General features: G+C 72.4%; 19 protein-coding genes and 1 tRNA gene. 14 read left to right on the top strand and 6 right to left on the bottom strand.

The window, feature by feature from the left end; all coding sequences use genetic code 11:
* Positions 1 to 25: 25 nt before the first annotated feature.
* The gene (locus ACH4F2_RS02395; RefSeq protein ID WP_398130807.1) at positions 26 to 508 is read right to left on the bottom strand and encodes a heme-degrading domain-containing protein; all 483 of its coding nucleotides are present in this window, start codon (positions 506 to 508) and stop codon (positions 26 to 28) included.
* Positions 505 to 1,608, bottom strand: a complete 1,104-nt coding sequence (locus tag ACH4F2_RS02390; protein WP_398130806.1) for a Gfo/Idh/MocA family oxidoreductase — start codon at positions 1,606 to 1,608, stop codon at positions 505 to 507. Before ACH4F2_RS02390 ends, ACH4F2_RS02395 begins: the two co-directional genes overlap by 4 nt.
* A 248-nt stretch (positions 1,609 to 1,856) precedes the next feature.
* Between ACH4F2_RS02390 and ACH4F2_RS02385 the strand changes: the two genes are divergently transcribed.
* A complete protein-coding gene (locus ACH4F2_RS02385) occupies positions 1,857 to 3,161 on the top strand; it encodes an ROK family protein (RefSeq protein WP_398130896.1) in 1,305 nt (434 codons plus the stop codon).
* A gap of 187 nt (positions 3,162 to 3,348) precedes the next feature.
* On the opposite strand, the gene ACH4F2_RS02380 is transcribed toward ACH4F2_RS02385, so the two are convergent.
* Positions 3,349 to 4,899 carry a PQQ-dependent sugar dehydrogenase gene (locus tag ACH4F2_RS02380; protein ID WP_398130805.1) on the bottom strand — a complete coding sequence of 517 codons (1,551 nt, stop codon included), beginning with the start codon at positions 4,897 to 4,899 and terminating at the stop codon, positions 3,349 to 3,351.
* A gap of 234 nt (positions 4,900 to 5,133) precedes the next feature.
* On the opposite strand from ACH4F2_RS02380, the gene ACH4F2_RS02375 reads away from it, so the two are divergent.
* From ACH4F2_RS02375 to ACH4F2_RS02320, 12 genes are all read left to right on the top strand, one after another.
* Positions 5,134 to 5,985, top strand: coding sequence for a hypothetical protein (locus ACH4F2_RS02375; protein ID WP_398130804.1), 852 nt, complete (start codon positions 5,134 to 5,136; stop codon positions 5,983 to 5,985).
* Positions 5,986 to 6,123: 138 nt separating this feature from the next.
* On the top strand, positions 6,124 to 6,879 hold the full coding sequence (locus ACH4F2_RS02370; RefSeq protein WP_398130803.1) for a GntR family transcriptional regulator: 756 nt from the start codon (positions 6,124 to 6,126) through the stop codon (positions 6,877 to 6,879).
* A gap of 166 nt (positions 6,880 to 7,045) precedes the next feature.
* Entirely contained in the window at positions 7,046 to 8,170 is a 1,125-nt protein-coding gene (locus ACH4F2_RS02365; protein WP_398130802.1) for a TIGR03364 family FAD-dependent oxidoreductase, read from the top strand.
* Between the two features lie 8 nt (positions 8,171 to 8,178).
* Positions 8,179 to 8,880, top strand: coding sequence for an HAD family hydrolase (locus tag ACH4F2_RS02360; RefSeq protein WP_398130801.1), 702 nt, complete (start codon positions 8,179 to 8,181; stop codon positions 8,878 to 8,880).
* Positions 8,880 to 10,040 (top strand): ABC transporter ATP-binding protein, encoded by a 1,161-nt coding sequence (locus tag ACH4F2_RS02355; protein ID WP_398130800.1) that lies wholly within the window; start codon positions 8,880 to 8,882, stop codon positions 10,038 to 10,040. Before ACH4F2_RS02360 ends, ACH4F2_RS02355 begins: the two co-directional genes overlap by 1 nt.
* Positions 10,033 to 10,911, top strand: a complete 879-nt coding sequence (locus tag ACH4F2_RS02350; protein ID WP_398130799.1) for a 2-aminoethylphosphonate ABC transporter permease subunit — start codon at positions 10,033 to 10,035, stop codon at positions 10,909 to 10,911. The genes ACH4F2_RS02355 and ACH4F2_RS02350 overlap by 8 nt, the downstream gene beginning before the upstream one ends.
* Positions 10,898 to 11,695 (top strand): ABC transporter permease, encoded by a 798-nt coding sequence (locus ACH4F2_RS02345; protein ID WP_398130798.1) that lies wholly within the window; start codon positions 10,898 to 10,900, stop codon positions 11,693 to 11,695. The genes ACH4F2_RS02350 and ACH4F2_RS02345 overlap by 14 nt, the downstream gene beginning before the upstream one ends.
* Before the next feature lie 57 nt (positions 11,696 to 11,752).
* Positions 11,753 to 12,805, top strand: coding sequence for a 2-aminoethylphosphonate ABC transporter substrate-binding protein (locus ACH4F2_RS02340; protein WP_398130797.1), 1,053 nt, complete (start codon positions 11,753 to 11,755; stop codon positions 12,803 to 12,805).
* A 146-nt stretch (positions 12,806 to 12,951) separates the two neighbouring features.
* Positions 12,952 to 13,731, top strand: coding sequence for an HAD-IIA family hydrolase (locus ACH4F2_RS02335; RefSeq protein WP_398130796.1), 780 nt, complete (start codon positions 12,952 to 12,954; stop codon positions 13,729 to 13,731).
* A 102-nt stretch (positions 13,732 to 13,833) separates the two neighbouring features.
* Positions 13,834 to 14,460 carry a hypothetical protein gene (locus ACH4F2_RS02330; protein WP_398130795.1) on the top strand — a complete coding sequence of 209 codons (627 nt, stop codon included), beginning with the start codon at positions 13,834 to 13,836 and terminating at the stop codon, positions 14,458 to 14,460.
* A gap of 6 nt (positions 14,461 to 14,466) precedes the next feature.
* Positions 14,467 to 15,141: a class F sortase gene (locus ACH4F2_RS02325; protein ID WP_398130794.1), complete on the top strand. Its 675-nt coding sequence runs from the start codon at positions 14,467 to 14,469 to the stop codon at positions 15,139 to 15,141.
* A gap of 84 nt (positions 15,142 to 15,225) precedes the next feature.
* The gene (locus ACH4F2_RS02320) at positions 15,226 to 16,257 is read left to right on the top strand and encodes a glycoside hydrolase family 6 protein (RefSeq protein WP_398130793.1); all 1,032 of its coding nucleotides are present in this window, start codon (positions 15,226 to 15,228) and stop codon (positions 16,255 to 16,257) included.
* Between the two features lie 91 nt (positions 16,258 to 16,348).
* Here the strand turns inward: ACH4F2_RS02320 and ACH4F2_RS02315 are convergent, their stop codons facing one another.
* The 3 genes from ACH4F2_RS02315 to ACH4F2_RS02305 all read right to left on the bottom strand — a co-directional run bounded on the left by ACH4F2_RS02315 (position 16,349) and on the right by ACH4F2_RS02305 (position 20,652).
* Positions 16,349 to 18,286 carry a galactose oxidase-like domain-containing protein gene (locus tag ACH4F2_RS02315; protein ID WP_398130792.1) on the bottom strand — a complete coding sequence of 646 codons (1,938 nt, stop codon included), beginning with the start codon at positions 18,284 to 18,286 and terminating at the stop codon, positions 16,349 to 16,351.
* On the bottom strand, positions 18,283 to 20,286 hold the full coding sequence (locus ACH4F2_RS02310) for a glycosyltransferase family 2 protein (protein ID WP_398130791.1): 2,004 nt from the start codon (positions 20,284 to 20,286) through the stop codon (positions 18,283 to 18,285). Before ACH4F2_RS02310 ends, ACH4F2_RS02315 begins: the two co-directional genes overlap by 4 nt.
* A gap of 292 nt (positions 20,287 to 20,578) precedes the next feature.
* Positions 20,579 to 20,652 (bottom strand) — tRNA-Lys (locus tag ACH4F2_RS02305).
* A 204-nt stretch (positions 20,653 to 20,856) separates the two neighbouring features.
* Here ACH4F2_RS02305 and ACH4F2_RS02300 point away from each other — a divergent pair.
* Positions 20,857 to 21,888: a peptidoglycan-binding protein gene (locus tag ACH4F2_RS02300; protein WP_398130790.1), complete on the top strand. Its 1,032-nt coding sequence runs from the start codon at positions 20,857 to 20,859 to the stop codon at positions 21,886 to 21,888.
* Positions 21,889 to 21,918 lie beyond the last annotated feature (30 nt).

Here is a 21,918-nt window from a genome sequence, read left to right as displayed (position 1 = left end):
ATCACGCCGCCCGGGGCCAGTCGGGCTATTCGCCCAGGAACCGTTCCAGCGCCTCCACGACGAGCCGGTGGTCCTCCACCTGCGGCAGCCCGGACACCGTCACCGCGCCGACCACACCGACATCGGCCACGGTGACCGGGAACGAGCCGCCGTGCGCCGCGTACGTGTCCGCGTCGAGCCGCGAGGACTCCTCGAACGTCGTGCCCTTGGCGCGGAAACGGGAACCCACCAGGTACGACGCCGAGCCGCACCGCTCCACCACCCGGCGCTTGCGGGCGATCCAGGCGTCGTTGTCGGGGGCCGAGCCCGGCAGGGCCGCGTGGAAGAGCTGCTGGCCGGCACGGTGGATGTCGATGGCGACCGGCGCCCGGCGCTCCCGGGCCAGCTCGACCAGGAGGGAGCCGAGCGCCCACGCGTCGTCGTTCGTGAACCGGCGGAAGACCAGGCGGCGTTCCTGCGCCTCCAGTTCCTCCACGGTCGGGACAGCGGTGTCGGCAGAGGAACTCACAGGGTGACCACCATTCCGTCGCGGGCGGACCGGCGGGCCGCCTCCAGTACGTCCAGGGCGTCGGCCGCCTCCCGGGCGCCGACCGGGTTCGGGCCGCCCTCCAGCAGGGCGTCGGCCACCGCCGCGTAGTAGGCGGGGTAGTCGCCCGCCACGGTCGCCTCCACGCGGCCGCCGCCGGTCACCGGGGACTCCCCGGCGCCCACACGGCCCCACAGCGACTCGTCCTCCTCGCCCCAGCCGGGGCCCGGCCGCTTGCCCTCGCGCAGCGCCGCCTCCTGCGGATCCAGGCCGTGCTTGACGTAACCGGCCTGCGAGCCGAGGACCCGGAAACGGGGACCGAGCTGGGCCGCGGTCGAGGAGACGTAGAGGTGGGAGCGGACGCCGTTGGTGTGCGTGATGGCGATGAACGTGTCGTCGTCCGCCTCCGCGCCCGCGCGCCGGACGACGGACTCGGCGTACACCTGCGAGGCCGGCCCGAAGAGGACGAGCGCCTGGTCCACGACGTGGCTGCCGAGGTCGTAGAGGAGACCTCCGATCTCTGCCGGGTCGCCCGACTCGCGCCAGCCGCCCTTCGGCTTCGGCCGCCAGCGTTCGAAGCGGGACTCGAAGCGCCACACGTCGCCCAGCGCGTTCTCGGCGAGCAGCTTGCGGAGAGTCAGGAAGTCGTTGTCCCAGCGGCGGTTCTGGAAGACGGAGAGCAGCAGGCCCCGCTCCTCGGCCAGCGCCGCCAGCTCCCGCGCCTCGGCCGCCGTGCCCGCGACCGGCTTGTCCACCACGACCGGCAGACCGGCCTCCAGGGCCCTCGTCGCGAGCGGTACATGCGTCTTGTTCGGGGACGCGATGACGATCAGGTCCAGCTCGGCGGCCCGGTCGAACAGCTCGTCGGGGCCGGCGACGGTCCGCACGTCCGGGAACTCGGCGCGGGCCTGCCGCTGCCGTTCGGGGTTCGAGGTGACCACGGTGTCCAGGGCCAGGCCCTCGGTGGCGGCGATCAACGGGGCGTGGAAGACGGAGCCCGCGAGGCCGTAGCCGACGAGGCCGACGCGCAGCCGGCCGCGCGGAGCGTTGCCAGGGGGATTGCCGGGGGGAGTACCAGTCATGCGACCTACTTTCGCAACGGTGTTGCCAAAGTGCAAGCGCCGGAGACAATGGGGGCGTGAACAGGACGAACGGCGGAGGCGCGGGTACGGGTACGGGCACGGGTGTCGGTACGGGCACGGGCACGGGTACGGGCACGGGTGCCGGTACGGGTTTCGGGGTGGAGCTCGGTGCGGGGTCGGGTGCCGGTGCCAGGGCCGGTGCTGGTGCGGGCGGGAGTGCGGGGGCGGGATCCGCGAGGGGCGGCGGAATGCGGGGCGCGGCGGGCGGTGCCAACCTGCTCGCCCTGCGCAGCCACAACACCGCGCTGGTGCTCGACCTGCTGCGCACCGCCGGCGCCGAGGGGATCAGCCGGCTCGAACTCGCCGAGCGGACCGGGCTCACCCCGCAGGCCGTCAGCAAGATCACCGCCCGGCTCCGGGACGAAGGCCTCGCCGCCGAGGCCGGACGCCGCGCCTCCACGGGCGGCAAGCCGCGCACGGTGCTGCGTCTGGTGCCGGGGGCGGGGCACGCCCTCGGCGTCCACCTGGACCGGGACGAGCTGCGGGCCGTGCTGGTCGAGCTCGACGGCGCCGTGGTGGGGGAGCGGCATTCCCCGCTGGACCTGGGCGCGGGCGCGGCGGCCGTGGTGGAGGCGGTGGCGCGGGCGGCCCGGGAGCTGGTCGCCGGCACCCTGGCCCCGCCGGAGGGATCCCTCGCCGCCGCGCCCACCCTCCTCGGCCTGGGCGTCGCCCTCCCGGGCCCGCTCGACCACGTCCGGGGCGTGCTGCACAGGGTCACCGGGTTCCCGGAGTGGGACGGGTTCCCGTTGCGGGACGCGCTGGCGGGGCGGCTCGGGGTGCCGGTCGTCGTCGACAAGGACACCAACGCCGCGGCGCTCGGTCTCGCCGTCGGCCTCGCGGCCGGGGGCGAGGGCGGTGAGGGCGGCGAGCGGCACGGTGAGGGCGGCCGCGACGATGGCGGCGGTGAAGGGGGCCGCGACGGTGACGGTGAGGGCGGCTGCGAAGGCGGCGAGGGCGGCGAGAGCGGCGAGGGTGGCGGCGAAGGGGGCGGTGGCGCGGGCGGTGGCTCCGGCGGTGGGGCGGGTGGCTCCTTCGCCTACCTGCACCTCGGTACGGGGCTCGGCGCCGGCCTCGTCTTCCGCGGTGGCGTGCACCGGGGCGCCCGGACCGGCGCCGGGGAGTTCGGGCACCAGGTCGTCCAGCTGGACGGGCCGCCCTGCACCTGCGGCGCCCGCGGCTGCATAGAGGCCCTGTGCCTCGGTGCCGTCGCCCGCGGCGACCTCGCGGAGGCGGCGCGGGTGCTGGGCGCGGGCGCCGCCAACCTCGTCGGGCTGCTGGACATCGACCTGGTGCTGCTGGGCGGCCGTACCGTCGCCGCCGCGCCCGAGGTCTTCGTCCGCGGCGTCGGCGCCGTCCTCGACGCCCGCGCCCGGCGCGAGGGCGGACACGACGCCGCCGTACCGGTGCGGATCGCGCCCGGCGGCACGCGCGGGGTGGTGGAGGGCGCGGCCCAGCTGCTGCTCGCGCCGCTGTTCGGGCGGGGGGACGCCTGACGAAGGCAGCGCCCCGGACCCGGCCCGGTTCTCCCGCCGACAGCCTGCGGGACCGTACGCCGGCGCGCGGAGCGGCGTACCGCGCCGGGCACCGGCACCGAGCACCGAGCACCGGCACCGGCACCGGCACCGGCTCCGAGAACAGGCACCGGGCACGGCACAGAGAAACCGGCACCGGCACCGTCGCTCAGCGGCCCACCGCGCACGCGTCCCCGTTGAGCATGAACCGCGGCGGCGGCGACGCGTCACCGGTGTGTCCGACGAGGTAGCCCAGTGTGACGCTCGCGCCCGGCGCGATCGTGGCGTTGTGCGCGGCGCTGCCCGCCGAGACCGTGTTGCTCAGCTGCGTCAGCTCCGTGTTCCAGTCGGAGACGACGGTCTGCCCGAGGGGCAGCGTGAACTCGAGCGTCCAGCCGTTCACCGGGGCGTCACCGGTGTTGGTGACGGTGAGGTCCACCGTCGAGCCGGTGCCCCAGGACGTCACCGTGCGGTCCACCCGGCAGGTGGGCTCCTCCCGCGCGAACGACACCCGGTGCAGGCCGCCGGGCAGGTCGTTCACCACGTAGAACTCGCCGTCCACCGTGGTGCCGATGTTCGTCACCTGGGTGGGCATGTTGCCGATCTCGGCCTGCTCGTAGCCGCCCCGGCCGTCGGGGCGCAGCGCCCAGACGGTGGACGAGCAGTAGTCGGTGGCGATGTAGGTGCCGCCGACCAGGCCGGCGTACCGCTCGCCCCGGTAGACGTGGCCGCCGATGACCGAGCAGCCTCCGGTGTAGGGGGAGTAGGTGAAGACCGGCTCGGTGTACTCCTGGCCGGGCACGCAGTCCCCGCCGGTGAACTTCTCCAGCCCCTCGTAGCAGGACCAGCCGAGGTTCAGTCCGCCCCGGCCGGCGGCGATGTGGTCGATCTCCTCCCAGTGGCCCTGGCCGACGTCGCCGATCCACAGCGAGCCGTCGGCGGCGTCGAAGGAGAAGCGCCACGGGTTGCGCAGCCCGTACAGCCAGATCTCCTCACGGGCGCCGGGGGTGCCCACGAAGGGGTTGTCGGCGGGGACGCAGTAGGCGAGCGGGGCGCAGGCGCGGCTCACGTCGACGCGCATGATCTTGCCCAGCAGGGTGTCGAGCCGCTGACCGGCGTCGAAGGGGTCGCCGGAGCCGCCGCCGTCGCCGATGCTCCAGTACAGGTGACCGTCGGGGCCGAACGCGAGCTGCCCGCCGTTGTGGTTGCTGTACTCGGCGTGCTCCTGGGAGAGCAGGACCTCCAGGCGGGACTCGTCGAGCCGGTAGCGGGCGAGGGTGACCGCGCCGTCGGGGAGCGCCGTGTACGCCAGATACAGGTCCTGGCTGTCGGCGAAGTCGGGCGGCAGGGCGATGCCGAGCAGGCCGCGCTCGTTGCCCGACTCGTCCACGGCCGAGGTGATGTCGATCAGCGGGGTCCCGGCCAGGCCGGTGTCCGGGTGGTAGGCGCGGACGGTGCCGCGCTTCTCGGTGATGAACAGCCGCTCCGTGCCGTCGTCGGGGGCGACGAGGGCGGTCGGCCGTCTCAGCCCGGAGGCGACCTGGGTGGTGGTGGCACTGAGGGAGGGGAGGGGGACGGAGGGCGACGCCTTCGCTGCCGCCGATGCGGAGGGCGCGGGGATCAGGGTGATCAGCAGGAGAGCCGTGGTGAGAGTGGTCAGGAGAAGCGGTAGGCGGCGCCGGATAAAACTGGCGTGTATATGACAACCTAGAGCGTCCATGGGTCCTCTTCCGGTATGGCGGGGGCGAGCTGTGGGAGCGCTCCCGCCCACAGGCTGCGGCTCGCTGAGCGGAGCGGCAACGCGTGATCGCGCCACTTTCGTGCCGCCTGGCGCAAACGGTGCCGCTCGGAGTGCCGTTCGGTCGCCGATCGAGGGGTGCGTGTCCTCCGTCCGGGCGTCATGGCCCGAATGGCGGTGCCCGAAGCAGCGTTCCATCGGCACGCTCATGTGTTTATGCGACTGTTCACGCCCGTGTCCCCCTGCCTGGTGGCGGCAGCCGCCTTCCTCGCGGCCTCCGCGTCCGTCGTTTCCGCCGTTCCAGCCGTTCCCGCCGTTCCCGCGTACGCTGATCCCCAGGCGCCGCTGCCCGCCTGCACGGCCCCGGACGACCACACCTTCCCCCTCACCACCCGCATCCACGGCGGCCCCGCCGGCTACGAGGCGGGCGGCGGCTACGGCACCTGGTACCTGGACCTCACCAACACCACGTCCCGTACCTGCGAGGGCATCCACCCGGTCGTCGTCCTCGTCGACGAACGGCGGACGCTGGAGCCGTCGCAGCCCCGCCTGGAGTTCTACGACGGCGCCCGCCCGCACCCCGTCGGCTTCGAAACGACCGACCGGGACGAGCTGATCGGCGCCTTCGGCGAAGGGAAGGGCTTCCCCGGCTTCACCGTCGGCCCCGGCAGGACCCTCACCGTCAAGGTCCGGCTCGCGCTCACCTCCGACGCCGCACCGGGCGAGGTCACCGCCAACGCGGCCGTCGTCCAGCGCCGGGGCGGCGACGGCGAGTGGATCGGCCAGTCGAACGACTACCGCTTCCGCATCCGGGCGGGCAAGCCCACCGGCGACTCCACCGGCGACTCCACCGGCGCCTCCGCCGACCAGTCGGCCGCCGGCCAGGGCACCGACCCCGCCGCTCCCTCCGCCGCCGCCACCCCGGACGACCAGGGCGGCACCGGCATCCCGTTCGCCGACGAACTCGCCGGCACCGGACTGGGCCGGGCGGACGCGGCCCTGGCAGCCGCCGCCCTGCTCGTCACCGCCGGCGGCACGGCCGTACTGCTGGCCCGCAGGCGCGGCTGACGGGTCGGGGGGGCGGTGGCGCGGCGGGGCGGGGCGGGGCGGTGGCGGGTACAGGGCGCGAGCGTCCGGACACTGGGACGACGCCCGGAGGCCCGGGCGCCCTGCGCCCCCGCCGCCCCCGTCTGCGACCATCCCTGCGTGGACTACCCGAACGACCAGGCCCCGGGCGCCCCCGTCCGCTCCGGGATCCCGGAGCACGGCCGCGTGCCGAAGTACTACGCCGTCAAGGCGCGGATCGACCGACTGGTCGCCGAACTGGGGGAGGGCGGCGCCATCCCCACCGAGCGGGACCTCTCCGAGCGGTACGAGGTCGCCCGCGAGACCGTCCGGCAGGCCCTGCGCGAACTCGTGCTGGAGGGCAAGCTGCGCCGGCAGGGGCGCGGCACCGTTGTCGCGGGCCCCAAACTGGCGCAGCCGCTGTCCCTGGCCAGCTACACCGAGGGCGTCCGGCGCCAGGGCCGCACCCCCGGCCGCGCGCTCGTCACCCTCGACCGCTTCCCCTGCCCCGACGCGCTCGCCGCCGAGACCGGCCTCACGCGCGGGGAGCCCGTCTGGCACCTGGAGCGCGTGCTGCTCGCGGACGACGAGCGGGTCGGCCTGGAGAGCACCTACGTCGCCATGGCCCGCATCCCCGACCTGGACACCGCCTTCGACCCGGACTCCTCCTTCTACGCCCACCTCGCGGCCCAGGGCATCGCCTTCGGTGACGCCGACGAACGCATCGAGACCGTGCTCGCCACCCCGCGCGAGGCCCTGCTCATCGGCACCCCGCCGGCCCTGCCGATGCTGCTCATCCACCGCGTCTCCCGCGACACGGAGGGCCGCCCGCTGGAACGCGTGCGGACGCTGTACCGGGGCGACCGCTTCTCCTTCACCACCCACCTGCGCGGCTGAAAACCACCGCCGCACCACCGCTGCCCCCACCGCCGTGCCACCGTCACCCATCACCCTCCCGGTATAACGAAAAGGTAACGGGTCTAGCCCAAACGTGGCGACCAGTTCACGCTCTCGTTGTCGGCCGGATTCCTCCGGTTCCCCGATGCCAAGGAGCGTGGCGGTCGTGAGAGTGATAGTCGTCGGAGCCGGCGTGGTGGGCACCATGCACGCCTGGCACGCAGTGAACCGCGGCCACGAGGTCGTACAGATCGAGCGCGAGACCGAGGCCCGAGGCGCCTCACTGCGCAATTTCGGCCAGATCTGGGTCAGTGGCCGCGCGGGTGGAGAGGAGCTGGAGACCGCGCTGCGGGCGCGGGAGCTGTGGGAGGAGATCGGCGACCGGGTCCCGGCGCTGGGCTTCCGCCCGAACGGCTCCCTGACCCCGGTCCGCGGCGACCTGGAACGCGCGGTCGCCGAGGCGGCCGTCGCCCGCCCGGACGCCGCCGCCCGCGGCCACAAGCTCCTCACCCCGGGTGAGGCCCGCGCCCTGAACCCGGCCCTGCGCGGCGAGTTCGACGCCGCGCTGTACTGCGAGCGGGACGCGGCCGTCGAACCGCGCACCGCCCAGCTCGCCCTGCGCGCCGAGCTGCTCAGGTCCCCGAAGTACACCTTCCTGCCCGGCCGCGAGGTCCGCGACGTCATCGGCGAGAACGCCGTCCGCGACGACCACGGCGACACGCACACCGGCGACGTCGTCGTCCTGTGCACCGGCGCCTGGCTCGGCGGCCTCGTCCGCGAACTGGCCGGGCCCGGCCTGCCCGTGCGCCGGGTCCGCCTCCAGATGATGCAGACCGACCCCCTCGGCGAACCGCTGACCACCTCGGTCGCCGACGCCGACAGCTTCCGCTACTACCCGGCGTACGGCTCACCCGCCCTGGACGAGCTGAACGCGCGGCAGCCGCAGCCGGCCACGGCCGCGGAGCACAGGATGCAGCTGCTGATGGTGCAGCGCGCCGACGGCGGCCTGACCATCGGCGACACCCACGAGTACGAGCACCCCTTCGCCTTCGACACCGTCGAGGACCCCTACGAGCACCTCACCGGCGTCGTCGAGTCCCTCCTCGGCCGCCCGCTGCCGAGAATCCGCCGCCGCTGGGCCGGGGTGTACGCGCAGTGCACCGACAAGAGCCGGGTCGTGCACCGGCAGCAGGTCCGCGACGGGGTGTGGCTGGTCACCGGGCCCGGCGGGCGCGGCATGACCTGCTCACCCGCGATAGCCGAGACCACCGCGAACGAACTGGGCTGGTGAAAGCACCCATGACCACTTTGACCCCGACGGACATCCGCCTCGTCGTCCTCGACATGGCCGGCACCACCGTCGCCGACGGCGGCCTCGTCGAGCGCGCCTTCATCGCCGCCGCCCGCGAACTGGGCGTCGAACCCGGCACCCCCGACCACGCCGAGAAGCTCGACTACGTCCGCGCCACCATGGGCGAGTCCAAGATCTCCGTCTTCCGGCACCTGTTCGGCGACGAGGACCGCGCCCAGCACGCCAACGCCGCCTTCGAAACGGCGTACGGCGAACTCGTCGACGGCGGCCTGATCGCCCCCGTCCCCGGCGCCCGCGAGGCCGTCGAGGAGCTGACGGCCGACGGCCGCACCGTCGTCCTCACCACCGGCTTCGCCCGCGTCACCCAGGACGCCGTCCTCGGCGCGCTCGGCTGGCGCGACCTGGTGCCGCTCACCCTGTGCCCCGCCGACGCCGGCGGGCGCGGACGGCCCTACCCGGACATGGTGCTGGAGGCCTTCCTGCGCACGAAGGCCGCCGACGCCGTGCACCAGGCAGCCGTCGTCGGCGACACCTCGTACGACGTGCTCAGCGGCGTACGGGCCGGGGCGGGCCTGGTCGCCGGGGTGCGCACCGGGGCGCACGGCGACGACGCCTTCCGCGAGGCGGGCGCCGGCCACGTGCTCGACTCCGTCGCCGACCTGCCCGCCCTCCTGCGGGGAGCCGGCTGATGGGCACCCCCGCCACCACCCCCACCGCCACCCACGCCACCGCCGCCCCCACAACCGCCACGAGCGGCACCACCACCCCCACCACCCCCACCACCCCCGCCCCCACCGGCATCCGTTTCGACGCGGTGACCGTCGCCTACGACGGCAACGTCGTCCTCGACGCCCTGGACCTCACCGTCGAACCCGGCGAGGTCATGGCGCTCCTCGGGCCGTCCGGATCCGGCAAGACCACCGCGCTGCGGGCGGTCGCCGGGTTCGTACGGCCCGCCTCGGGGCGGGTCTTCCTCGGCGACCGCGACGTCACCGGCCTGCCCCCGCACCGGCGCGGCATCGGCATGGTCGTCCAGCAGTACGCCCTGTTCCCGCACATGCGGGTGGAGGACAACGTCGCCTTCGGCCTGAAGGCCCGCAAGGCCGCCAGGGCCGAGATCCGCACCCGTGTCGCCGAGGCGCTGGACATGACCGGCATGGGTGCCTACGCCCGCCGCTACCCCCGGGAGCTGTCCGGCGGCCAGCAGCAGCGCGTCGCCATCGCCCGCGCGCTCGCCATCCGGCCCGGCGTCCTGCTCCTCGACGAACCACTGTCCGCGCTCGACGCCCAGCTCCGCTCCGGCATGCTCGCCGAACTGGCGCGACTGCACCGCGAGCTGCCCGACGTGTCGATCCTGTACGTCACCCACGACCAGGTGGAGGCGCTGACCCTCGCCGACCGGATCGCCGTGATGGACAAGGCCCGCCTCCAGGCCTGCGGCACCCCGCGCGAGCTGTACCGGGCGCCGGCCAACGAGTTCACGGCGTCCTTCGTGGGCAACGCGAACCTGCTGCCCGTGACGGTGAGCGCCCGAGGAGTGTCCTTCGCCGGCGCCGAGATCGAGGTCGGCACGGGGAACGCCGCGCGGGGCGCGTCGGCCACCCTGTGCGTACGCCCCCACCTCGTCGGACTCGGCGAGGGCGACGGCCCCAACCGGCTCACCGGGACGGTGGCGGAGATCCAGTGGCGGGGCGCCACCCACCGCCTCTACGTCGACGTCGCCGGCCACCGCGTCATGGCCGACCTCCGTGAACTGCGGGACCCGCCCGCGCACGGCGACGAGGTCACCCTGCGCTTCGCGCCCGACGACGCGGTGCTGCTGCCGGCCGAGGTGGGCGGGCATGTCTAGTACGACGATCAGCACACCGGCCGCGAAGGGGACGGAGGGAGGGATTCGTGCCACGGTCCCGGGCTGGGTCTGGGCCCTGCCGCCCGTGGCCCTCCTCGCCCTCTTCTTCCTCTACCCCCTCGCCCTCGTCGTCCAGCAGTCCCTCCAGCCCGACACCGGCGGCACCTCGCTCCAGCCCTACGCCGACGTCTTCGCCTCCGGGGCGTTCCGCGAGGCGCTGTGGACCACCGTGTGGCTGGCGGTGGCCGCCACCGTCGGATGCCTGGTGCTCGGGTTCGTGCTCGCGCTGGTCATCGCCTTCGTCCCCTTCCCCGGGGCGAAGGCGGTGTCCCGGTTCATCGACGTCTTCCTGTCCTTCCCGTCCTTCCTGATCACGCTCGCCCTGCTCTTCGTCTACGGCACGGTCGGCATGGCCAACGGCGCCTGGACCGACGTCACGGGAGCGGCGGAGGGGCCGTTCCGGTTCCTGACCACGCCGTGGGGCGTGCTGCTCGCGGAGATCACGTACTTCACGCCGTTCGTGATGCGCCCGCTGCTCGCCGCCTTCTCCCAGCTGGACACCGCCCAGCTGGAGGCCGCCGGTTCCCTGGGCGCCCGCGCGCCGCGCATCATCCGGCGGATCATCCTGCCCGAGGCACTGCCCGCCCTCGCGGCCGGCGGCAGCCTCGTCCTCGTCCTGTGCCTGAACGAGTTCGGCATCGTCCTGTTCACCGGCGCCAAGGGCGTCACGACCCTGCCGACGCTCGTCTACGGCAAGGCGATCCTGGAGTCCGACTACCCGGGCGCCTGCGTGGTCGCCGTCGTCAACGTCCTGATCTCCGTGGGCCTCTACGGCCTCTACCGGGTGGTGAGCCGTCGTGCTGGTGCATAGCCGCGGGGCGAGGTGGGCCGTGTGGACGGTCTTCCTCCTCCTCTTCCTGCCCCTGTTCGCCCTGCCCCTCCTGGTCGTCCTGGGCGCCTCCTTCGCCACCAACTGGTCCAGCGTCCTGCCCTCCGGCCCGACCACCGCCAACTTCCAGGCAGCCACCCGCGGCGAGGCCCTCCAGGCGCTCACCACCAGCCTGGTCACCGCCGTCACCGCCAGCCTGCTCGCCCTCGCCACCGGCACCTGGGCCGCCCTCGCCGCGGCCGCGCTGAGGAAGCGGCACCGCAAGGTGCTCGACGCCCTGTTCGTGCTGCCCCTCGCCGTGCCCTCCGTCGTCGTCGGCCTCGCCACCCTGGTCGCCTTCTCCCAGCCGCCGATGCTGCTCAACGGCACCCGCTGGATCGTGATCATCGCCCACACGGTCCTGGTCACCGCCTTCGCCCACCAGTCCGTCTCCGCCGCCATCACCCGCCTCGACCCCGCCTACGAGCAGGCCGCCGCCTCCCTCGGCGCCAGTCCGGCGTACGTCCTGTGGCGGGTCAGGCTGCCGCTGCTCCTGCCGTCCCTGACGGCCGCCGCCGGCCTCTGCTTCGCCCTGTCCATGGGCGAGCTGAGCGCCACGATGATGCTCTACCCGCCCGACTGGACCCCGCTGCCCGTCCTGATCTACGCGGCCACCGACCGCGGCTCGCTGTTCACCGGCTCGGCGATCGCGGTGGTCCTGATGGCGGCCACCCTGCTGGTCCTCCTCGCGGTCTCCCGGATCCGCACCAGAGCCTCGTACCGCTGACGCCCTTCCGCCGCCCTCCTTCCCCACCGCCCCGCCTCGCAAGGAGTCCACCTCGCCATGCCCAGGAACGCCGCCAAGCCGCTCGCCGCCCTCTGCCTCCTCGCCCTCCCCCTGACCGCCTGCGGCACCGGCACCGCCGCCTCCGACGAGAACGTCGTCACCGTCTACAGCGCCGACGGCCTCAAGGGCGAGAACGGCGACGGCTGGTACGACCAGGTCTTCGAGGACTTCGAGAAGGAGACCGGCATCAAGGTCGAGTACGTCGAGGGCGGCTCCGGCGAGATGGTGCAGCGCGTCGCCCGCGAGAAGCGCAACCCGCAGGCCGACGTGCTCGTCACCCTCCCGCCCTTCATCCAGCAGGCCGACACCAAGGGCCTCCTCCAGAAGTACGCCCCCACGGGCGTGGACCGGGTCAGCGGCGCCGACAAGGCCGCGAACGGCACCTGGACCGCCGTCGTCAACAACTACTTCGGGTTCATCCACAACAGGAAGGAGCTGAAGCAGGCCCCCGCCACCTGGGAGGAACTGCTCGACGGCAAGTACGAGAACAAGCTCCAGTACTCCACCCCCGGCGTCGCCGGCGACGGCACCGCCGTCCTCATCAAGGCCATGCACGACTTCGGCGGCGAGAAGCCCGCCATGGAGTACCTGAAGAAGCTCCAGGCCAACAACGTCGGCCCGTCCGCCTCCACCGGCAAGCTCGCACCCAAGGTCGACAAGGGCGAACTCCTCGTCGCCAACGGCGACGTCCAGATGAACTTCGCCCAGTCCAAGTCCATGCCCAACCTCGGCATCTGGTTCCCGGCCCGCGAGGGCGGCACGCCCACCACCTTCGCCCTGCCCTACGCGGCCGGCCTGGTCACGAAGGCCCCGCACAGCGAGAACGGGAAGAAGCTCCTCGACCACATGCTGAGCCAGAAGGCGCAGGCGCAGGTCAGCGAGATCGGCGGCGGTTTCGCGGCCCGCCAGGACGTCAAGGCCACCGACGCCAACGCCATCGCCCTCACCAAGCTGATGGACGGCGTGGAGGTCTTCGAGCCCGACTGGGAGGACATCGAAAAGAACCTCACGTCGTACGTCGACGCCTGGAAGGAGGCGACCGGCAGCTGACCCGGGGGCGGACCCCGGGGACGGACCGGGGGCACGGACCGGGGACACGGACCCGGAACCGACCGGTGAACCGACCGTTCCCCATGATCGGGCCGCCGTCTAGGCTGGGGCGCACGCAGGACCGCGTACGGCAGGAGATCTGGCACATGGCAGAACGCAGGCCCATCGAGTCGTGGCTCACCGACATGGACGGGGTCCTCATCCACGAGGGCGTGCCGATCCCCGGCGCCGACGCCTTCATCAAGAGGCTCCGCGAATCCGGCAAGCCCTTCCTGGTCCTCACCAACAACTCGATCTACACCCCGCGCGACCTGCACGCCCGGCTGCGCCGCATGGGGCTGGAGGTGCCGATCGAGTCCATCTGGACCTCGGCGCTGGCCACCGCCAAGTTCCTGGACGACCAGCGGCCCGGCGGCTCGGCGTACGTCATCGGCGAGGCCGGCCTGACCACCGCCCTGCACGACATCGGCTACATCCTCACCGACCACGACCCCGACTACGTGGTCCTCGGCGAGACCCGCACCTACTCCTTCGAGGCCATGACGAAGGCGGTCCGCCTGATCAACGCCGGAGCCCGCTTCATCTGCACCAACCCCGACGAGACCGGCCCCTCCACCGAGGGCCCGCTCCCGGCGACCGGCGCGGTGGCCGCACTCATCACCAAGGCGACCGGCAAGCAGCCGTACTTCGCCGGCAAGCCCAACCCGCTGATGATGCGCACCGGACTCAACGCGATCGGCGCCCACTCCGAGACCAGCGCGATGATCGGCGACCGCATGGACACCGACGTGCTGGCCGGCATCGAGGCCGGGATGCAGACCTTCCTGGTGCTCACCGGCCTGACCCGGCCCGAGCAGGTCGAGAACTTCCCGTACCGCCCGTCCAAGGTGGTCGACTCGATCGCGGACCTCGTCGAACGGGTCTGAAACCCGTCCCACCCCGTCGTAACCCGTTCGGAGCAACCAGGCCCCGCGCAGGATGCGGGGGCCTGCCCCGCGGGGGAGCCTCCAGGTGACTGGAGGTGCACGATGGGCCCACTGAAAGCCACTCTCCGTGCCGCGGTCGCCCTGACCGCGGTGATCGCGCCGATCGTGCCGATCGCGCCCCTCGCGGCGACCGCGTACGCGACGGACGGGGCAGGCGTCTCGGTGTCCCCGTCCGCACCCGCGCCCGGCAGCGACGCCGAGCTCCGCGTGGCGGGCTGCGAGGAGAGGACGGCCGCCGCGGACGCGCGGCTCACCCCGGCGAAGGACGCGCGGCTCACCCCGGCGCGGAAGGACGGCGTCCTCGTCGGGACGAGCGGCATCCGCTCCACCGCCGAGGCCGGCGCGTACACCGTGCGGGTCACGTGCGGCGACGGCGCGCGCCGGGGCACCGTCACCGTCGGCGAGCGGCAGCGCCCGGCCGCCTCCGCCGTGCCCGTCGCCCCCGCCGTGCCCGTCGCCCCCGCCTCACCGGTCGCCCCCGCATCCCCCGTCGCCCCCGTCGACGCGGGCGGCGGCGGCACCGCGCACCTGGCCGCCGACGCACGGGACCCGGCCCGCCCCGATCCCCCCGGCACGGCACACACCGTGACCGGCCTGGTCCTCGCGGGCATCGCCGCCGTCGTCGTCGCGCTGCGCGGGGTGCGCAGCCGGAGCCGCAGGACGGACTGACCGACCATGCCCGAACAGGACCAGCGGCACGCCCCCGGCTCCGGCCGCCTGGTGACCGGCATCGCCTGGGTGGTACTGCTCCTCGGGGTGTGGCTGTGGGGCCGCGAGGCCACCGACGTGCGCGAGGGCGTGTCCCGGCCGGCCACCGGCGACATGGCGGCCGCGGGCCGGCCCCCCGACGTACCGCTGCCGCCCGCCCGCACGCCCCTCGGCGACGCCCCGCCGCAGCGGCTCGACATCCCCGCCCTCGGCATCCAGGCCCCGGTCGTGGCCGGCGGCCTCGACGCCAAGGGCGCGATCGAACCACCGCCCTTCGACCGGCCCGGATCCGTCGCCTGGTACGCGGCCGGCGTGACGCCGGGCGCGGCCGGGACCGCGCTGATGGTGGGGCACGTCGACACCGAGACCCGGCCCGCCGTCTTCCACAAGGTCAGCACCCTGGAACCCGGCGAGACGATCCGGGTGGTCCGCGCCGGCACCGAGGCCGCCGAGTTCACCGTCGACGACGTCCAGGTCCTCACCCGCGACGGCTTCGACGCCCGGCAGGCCTACGGGCCGCACCGCGCGGGGCGCGCCGAACTCCGCCTGATCACCTGCGGCGGCACCTTCGACCGCGCCACCGGCAGCTACACGGCCAACGTGGTCGTGTCGGCGTACCTCACGGGCACCGGCCTCCCGTAACTCCGGGCCGGTTCCGGGAACCTCCTGGGTGCCACAGGCGTATGTCAGGATTGAGCCTTGGAACAGTGCACCCAGGGGGGTCGGATGTACGGCAGCAGGGGGGCCGGAACCATGTCCACTAGGCGAGCGTCCGCGGTGGTGCTGGGGGCGGCACTGCTGCTCGCGGGCTGCTCCTCGTCATCGGACGGCGAGGACGAGAAGAAGAACGCGGGTGCCGGGATAACGCAGCAGCCGAAGGACGCCGACCCGTTCTGGGTCAACCCCGACGGCAACGCGGCCCAGCAGCTGGCGGAGCTGGAGAAGTCCGACAAGAAGGGGGAGGCCGAGCAGATCCGCAAGATCGCCCAGCAGCCGACCGGCGAGTGGATCAGCCCGGAGAACCCCGAGGAACAGGCCCGCGGCTTCACCGAGGCCGCCGACGAGGCCGGGCGCACCGCGCTGCTCGTCCTCTACAACATCCCGCACCGCGACTGCGGCCAGTACTCGGGCGGCGGCGCCGCCGACGGCAACGCCTACCGCGACTTCATCGACGGCGTCGCCAAGGGCATCGGCGACCGCTCCGCCACCGTCATCCTGGAACCCGACGCGGTGCTCCACCTGGTGGACGGCTGCACCCCCGAGCAGTTCCACGAGGAGCGCTACGACCTCCTCAAGGGCGCCGTCACCAAGCTGACGGCCCTGGAGAACACCCAGGTCTACCTGGACGCGGGCAACGCCGGCTGGGGTCACCCGGACCAGATCTTCGAGCCGCTGAAGCGGGCGGGCATCGACCAGGCCGACGGCTTCTCGGTCAACGTCTCGAACTTCTACACGACCGAGGACTCCATCGCCTACGGCAAGCAGCTCTCCGCCAAGGTCGGCGGCAAACACTTCGTCATCGACACCAGCCGCAACGGCAACGGCCCCTACACCGAGGGCGACCCGGGCGAACGCTGGTGCAACCCGCCGGGCCGCGCCCTCGGTGAGACCCCGACGACGAAGACGGCCGACCCCCTCGTGGACGCCTACCTGTGGGTCAAGCGCCCCGGGGAGTCGGACGGCGAGTGCAAGGGCGGCCCGAAGGCGGGCGAGTGGTGGGCGGAGTACGCCCAGAAGCTGGCCACGGCCTCCGAGTGACGGCGACAGCCCCGCGCCCGAGGGGCGCGGGGCTGTGACATGTGCGGCTCCGCCGTGTGCGCGCGGCCGGCCGCAGCCGAGCCGCGCGGCGCTACGGCACGCGCACCCACTGCGCCTTGGAAGGCGTCCCCTCCCCGTCGGTCACGAACATCATGTACCAGCCCGACTGGACGAGGTTCTTGTTCTCCGGCACCGTCACCGTCAGCTTGTCCCCGTCCGCCTTGAAGTCCAGGGCGATGGACCGCTGGTCGACGTCCGTGACGTGCGTCGAGGCGCTCGGCCGGATCAGCCGCACCTTCTTGACCGTCGAGGCCGCCCGCGAGGTGAACGTGCCCGACTCACCGCGCTCGATGGTCTGCGGGCCGCCCGACAGGTCCGGCCGCGAGTCCTTGTACAGGTACGGCGGCGTGTAGATCTCGATGCGCTGCTCGAACTTGCCCGGCTTGGTGTTCGCCTTGTCGGCGTAGAGCGAGTCCGAGCCGAAGAACATCAGGCGGCCGTCGGGCAGCAGGATCGAGCCGGAGTGGTAGTTCCTGCCGACCAGTGGATCGGCGACCTTCTCGAACTCGTTCGTGTCCGGCTGGTACAGCCGGGCCTCCAGGATGTTGGAGTCGCCGCGGCCCCGGTAGTCCTCCGAACCGCCGGAGACCAGCACGCTGTCGTCGGGCAGGATCGAGGCCTGCGGATACCGCGTGCCCTTCTCCAGCGACGGCCCGTCCACGAACTTCGGGTCGTCGGCCTTCAGATCGACGATCCGGGTCTTCTCGCTGGACAGCTTGGACTCGCCGACCCCGCCACCGCCGATCACCATGTACTTCTCGTCCTGCGCCGGAGGCAGCAGCACCGTGTTGGCGGTCTCCAGCATGTTGGCGTCGCTCAGGCCGGGGACCTTGGTGAACTTGTAGGTGTCCAGGTCCCAGACGCCCGGGTCGCGGCCCACGTCGGCGGGGCCGTAGCCGGCGTTCGCGCCCGAGTAGAAGATCTTGCCGTTCTGCATCAGGAACAGCGCCGGGTACGTCGGGAACTGGCGGACCTTGCCGGTGTACTCCCACGTCTTGGTCTCCGGGTCGTAGACCTCGTTCTTGCCCGGGACGATCTGGCCGATCTCGTCGAGGCCGGAGACGCTGAGGATCTTGCCGTCGCTCAGGGTGGTGAGCGTCGGGTACCAGCGGGCCTCGTTCATCGGGTCGACCTTGATGTACTTCTCGGCGACCGGGTCGAACTCGAAGGCGTCCCGGATGCCCTGGAAGTCCTTCTTGTCGAGGGCGAGCTTCTCCGCGATGCCGTACGTGTTGCGCGCGTCGTCGCCCGACAGGCCCGCGATGGTGTAGTTGTCCTGCGTGCCCGTCTCGTACTTGGCGCCGCTCTTCTCCGCCTCGACGTAGATCCGGCCGAACCCCGGGTCGTTGCGCAGGAACCTGCCGGTCTCCGGGTCGAAGACCTTCTCGGCGCGCGGCACCAGCACCGGGTCCTTGGAGACGAACGTCTTGCCGTTCTCCTTGCCGGTGAACCTGGTGCCCGCCGGCAGGGTGATCGGCTTGTCCGGGTTCTCGTTGTGGACGACCATCAGGCCGCCCGCCTTGGTGACGTCACCCTGGAGCTTCTCGTACCGCTTGGTGCCGCCCGCGATCAGCAGGTTGCCGTTGGCGAGCTGGGTGTGGCCGGTGCAGAACAGGTCGGCAGGGGTCGGCACCTTCTTGATGCTTCCCTTGACCGGGTCCCAGATCCGGGTGTCGAACTGCTTCGCGTCGAAGTTGTCCTGGTTGTTGCCCGACCCCGCGACGAGCAGCACCTTGCCGGTGCGCAGCAGCGCCGCGTGGATGGTGTTCTGCCGGTACTCCTCGGGAAACTCGATGATCTCCCACTTGCCGTTGGCGGCCTTGTACTCCGGCTTGTTGATCTTGTACTGGTGGTATTTCTCGGTTCCGAAGCGGTAGAGCCACGGCCCGTTCATCCCGGCCAGCGCGACTACCACCGCCGTACCTATCGCGATGCGACGGGCGCGGCGGCGGCCGGCACGGTCCTTCATTCCTTACGTCCCCCAAGTCCACCAAGGGCGATCTGCATGGTCTGGTCGCTGCCTCCGTCGGAGGCTGCCCAGCTGGGTTTCTGCTGCGGTGTGTGCGGCGCGTGCGGCGCGTGCGGTGTGTGCGCCTGAGCGCCGGCCGCGTCCGCGGGTGCCGAGTGCTGCGACGGGACCCGCGGTGCGGGCTCCGCCGTCGCGGCCGGCGGTTGCTTCTTCGCCTTCCGCATCTCGTGGCGCCAGGCGAACATCGGCGACGCGGTGATCAGCAGCGCGAAGGTCGCCCAGATGATCATCGCGGGGTGCGCGTGCCCGTAGACGTAGCCCGCGGTGATCGAGCCGGCGAAGATCACGATGAAGTACCAGTGGTACCGGAAGGTCCCGAACCACGTGTCCGGGCTGGCCGAGTCGCCCTTCGGCGTCACCACGAACTTGCTCTTGCGGCGCAGCACGGAGTCGATGAGCGCCTTCGCGTACAGCGGCGCCGACAGCGCGGACATCACCATGCCGGCCACACCGCCGGAGCCCTCCGGCTCGTGCGGCGAGACGTTGTGGCGGCGGTTCCAGACGTACAGACCGATCTGGAGGGCGGAGGCGTTGCCGTAGAGCATCAGCCAGACGGCCGGGTCGATGTTGACACCCGAGGCGCCCAGGCCCAGGAACAGGCAGCAGCTCAGCGCCGCCAGGATCCAGTTCAGGGCCGACATCGGGTAGAAGATGATCATCATCGTGTAGTTGAAGAGCTTGCTCGGCGGGAGCGAGTACCAGCCCTTCCAGTACTGCTTGAGGATCGTCTCGTACGTCCCTCGCGACCAGCGCATCTGCTGGGTGAAGAAGTCCGTCCAGGCGTTCGGGCCCTCACCGACGGCGAGCACGTCCGGGGTGTAGACCGAGCGCCACTTGCGGCCGGTGGCCGGGTTCTTGTGGCGGTGGATCTCGAAGCCGGTCGCCATGTCCTCGGTGATCGAGTCGTACAGACCGCCGATCTGCTTGAGCGCCTTGATGCGCACCGCGTTCGAGGTGCCCACGAACATGGGGGAGCCGTAGCGGTTGCCGGCGCGCTGGATCAGTGCGTGGAAGAGGAACTGCTGCGACTCGGCGGCCTTGGTGATCGGGTTGTCGTAGTTGCCGTAGACCTGCGGGCCGATGACGAAGCCGACGTCCGGGTCGCGGAAGAAGCCGAGCATCCGCTCCAGGTAGTTCGGCAGCGGCACGTGGTCGGTGTCGACCGAGGCGAAGAAGTCGTAGTCGTTCCCGTGCGCGTCCAGCCAGGCGTTGTAGTTGCCGTGCTTGGTCTTGGCGCGGTGCGGGCCCTTGGGCATGTTCCACTTCGCGACGCCCTTGCGGGAGAAGTGGTGGACGCCGAGGCGCTCGCAGACCGCCTTCACCTCGGGGTCGTCGCCCTCGTCGAGGAGCCAGACGTGCATCACACCGCGGTGGCGGATCTTCACGGCCGCCTCCAGGGTCTTCGTCACCATCTCCAGCGGCTCCTTGCCGGGCACGAAGGAGGTGAGGAAGGCGACCCGGGTGCCGGTCTCCGGCACCACCGGGATCGGGTCCCGGGCGACCAGCGTCGCGTGCGCGTTCGACAGCACGTTCAGGCAGCGGAACAGCTCGATCAGGCCGATCGAGACGAGCATCACGATGTCGAGCGTGGGCAGCCAGTCGAAGGCCGGGTAGTCGCGCTCGGTCCAGTGCGTGGGCTGCAGCAGCCAGACCAGCAGCACCACCGACAGCAGCGGGGCCGCGGCCAGCATGAGGGCGACCCGGATGCGGTGCGGCTCCTGCGAGATCAGCGAGCGGTACTGCACCTTGTACGGCCGGTTCGGGTCCGGCTGGGTGAGGGGGCCCGCGAGCCGGCTGTAGTGCTCGTAGTCGTACCTCGGCAGGGTCTTCCTTATCCGGCGGAACGAGCCGGTGTTCCAGGTCCGGTGCCCAGGCACCCTGAGCTGCGTGGTCTGGGACGGGTCGTGGTCCTGCCCGGCGCCCGTCGGCGTCGACGTCATGAGTCATCCCCCCACACGCGCATCACGCGTGTTTCGTCGCTTCCATCGTCCGCTCCGGTCCCCCTCGACTTTCACGGACGTAACTGTGGTGGGTTGCTGTCACCACGGCATCCACACCTTATATAGACATGGAACAGCGACCCCCGGTTGCATGATGCCCCCCTCGGCATCCCCTCGGCATCCGGCCCCCCAACCGGACCAGGGTTCTACGGTGTTCGTCATGATCGCAAGATGCCGGGGAGCGGATACACCTGAGGCCCCCCGCGTGCTACGGGAGGCCTCAGGTTGTCGGTGCGCCGCCAGGGACTCGAACCCCGGACCCGCTGATTAAGAGTCAGCTGCTCTAACCAACTGAGCTAGCGGCGCCTGCTGACCTGCACAACTCTACCGGATGCCGGCCGGTGCTCCGGACCGCTCCCGCCGCCCCGGCGGCTCCCGGCCGCCCGTCCGCCGCCGTGTACATCATTCGGACCGTCAACATGCGCCCGAAGAAGACAGTTGAGAAACTGGCCGACATGTACCGAAGTGCACCGTCGCGGACATGTTCGCCGGGAGTGTGAGGGGAATCGCATGGAGGCTCCCGTATTCGAGGAAATCGGCCCCGCGAGCGACTGCGACTGCCCCGGCTGCCGTCACTGGCGCCGCGTCCTGCCGCATTCCCCGGCCGGTCGCGCCCCCGCCCATCCGGCGGCCCGCCGCGCGCTGATCGCGGCCGCCACCGCCACCGCCGCGGCTCTCGGCGCGGGTCAGGCGGCGGCGGCCCCGGCCGCCGTCCACGCACCGCACCGGCCGGGTGTCCTGGCGGGTGACGCGCCGGACACCCCCCAGGGGGTCAGGGCGCCGCTGTACGGCCCGCCCGGCCGGCCGGCGGCGCCCCCGGCCGGTGCGGAGCGGGCCGCGGTCACCCGTACGGAGATCATCGCCCGGGCGCAGACCTGGGTCACCGCGCAAGTGCCGTACAGCACGTCCGCCTACTGGTCCGACGGCTACCGGCAGGACTGTTCGGGTTATGTGTCGATGGCCTGGAAGCTGCCCACGAACGAATGGACGGGCAGCCTCGGCACGTTCGCCGACCGCATCACGAAGGCGGAACTGCTGCCCGGCGACATCCTGCTGTTCCACAACGCGGCCGACCCCCTGAACGGCTCCCACGTGGTGGTCTTCGGTGGCTGGACGGACGCCGCGCACACCACCTACACGGCCTACGAGCAGACCCCGCCGCACACCCGGAAGCAGCCCGCGCCCTACGCCTACTGGAGCGACTCCGCCGCGTACCTGCCCTACCGCTACAAGGGCCTCACCGGCGGAACGGCCGGCGCGGCGGGCGGAGCGCCGGCCGCCACGGCCCCCGCCTCGCACTCGGTGGCCGGCTACCCCGGCCGGGCGATGTTCCGGCCGGGCGCCGTCAACCCGTACGTCACCCGGCTCGGCAGGCGGCTGGTGGAGAGGGGATTGGGCACGTACGGCACGAGCGGACCGGGTCCGCGCTGGGGCGAGGCGGACCGGCGTGGTGTCGAGGCCTTCCAGCGCGCCCAGGGCTGGCGCGGCGGCGCGGCGGACGGCTACCCGGGCCCGGAGACCTGGCGGCGGCTCTTCTCCTGACCGCCCGCCCGCGGTGATCCCCCGTTTCCC

Origin of the sequence: Streptomyces sp. NPDC017890 (genome assembly GCF_044328675.1) — a bacterium.
Taxonomy (GTDB): domain Bacteria; phylum Actinomycetota; class Actinomycetes; order Streptomycetales; family Streptomycetaceae; genus Streptomyces.
The sequence above is the reverse complement of the archived record's forward strand: the minus strand, read 5'-3'. Positions and strand labels throughout refer to the sequence as shown.

Coding starts and splice junctions, on each gene's coding strand:
- ACH4F2_RS02390 (WP_398130806.1), bottom strand. CDS start 1,608: ATGACTGGTACTCCCCCCGGCAATCCCCCTGGCAACGCTCCGCGCGGC.
- ACH4F2_RS02385 (WP_398130896.1), top strand. CDS start 1,857: ATGCGGGGCGCGGCGGGCGGTGCCAACCTGCTCGCCCTGCGCAGCCAC.
- ACH4F2_RS02380 (WP_398130805.1), bottom strand. CDS start 4,899: ATGGACGCTCTAGGTTGTCATATACACGCCAGTTTTATCCGGCGCCGC.
- ACH4F2_RS02375 (WP_398130804.1), top strand. CDS start 5,134: ATGCGACTGTTCACGCCCGTGTCCCCCTGCCTGGTGGCGGCAGCCGCC.
- ACH4F2_RS02360 (WP_398130801.1), top strand. CDS start 8,179: ATGACCACTTTGACCCCGACGGACATCCGCCTCGTCGTCCTCGACATG.
- ACH4F2_RS02355 (WP_398130800.1), top strand. CDS start 8,880: ATGGGCACCCCCGCCACCACCCCCACCGCCACCCACGCCACCGCCGCC.
- ACH4F2_RS02350 (WP_398130799.1), top strand. CDS start 10,033: ATGTCTAGTACGACGATCAGCACACCGGCCGCGAAGGGGACGGAGGGA.
- ACH4F2_RS02340 (WP_398130797.1), top strand. CDS start 11,753: ATGCCCAGGAACGCCGCCAAGCCGCTCGCCGCCCTCTGCCTCCTCGCC.
- ACH4F2_RS02335 (WP_398130796.1), top strand. CDS start 12,952: ATGGCAGAACGCAGGCCCATCGAGTCGTGGCTCACCGACATGGACGGG.
- ACH4F2_RS02330 (WP_398130795.1), top strand. CDS start 13,834: ATGGGCCCACTGAAAGCCACTCTCCGTGCCGCGGTCGCCCTGACCGCG.
- ACH4F2_RS02325 (WP_398130794.1), top strand. CDS start 14,467: ATGCCCGAACAGGACCAGCGGCACGCCCCCGGCTCCGGCCGCCTGGTG.
- ACH4F2_RS02320 (WP_398130793.1), top strand. CDS start 15,226: ATGTACGGCAGCAGGGGGGCCGGAACCATGTCCACTAGGCGAGCGTCC.
- ACH4F2_RS02315 (WP_398130792.1), bottom strand. CDS start 18,286: ATGAAGGACCGTGCCGGCCGCCGCCGCGCCCGTCGCATCGCGATAGGT.
- ACH4F2_RS02310 (WP_398130791.1), bottom strand. CDS start 20,286: ATGACGTCGACGCCGACGGGCGCCGGGCAGGACCACGACCCGTCCCAG.
- ACH4F2_RS02300 (WP_398130790.1), top strand. CDS start 20,857: ATGGAGGCTCCCGTATTCGAGGAAATCGGCCCCGCGAGCGACTGCGAC.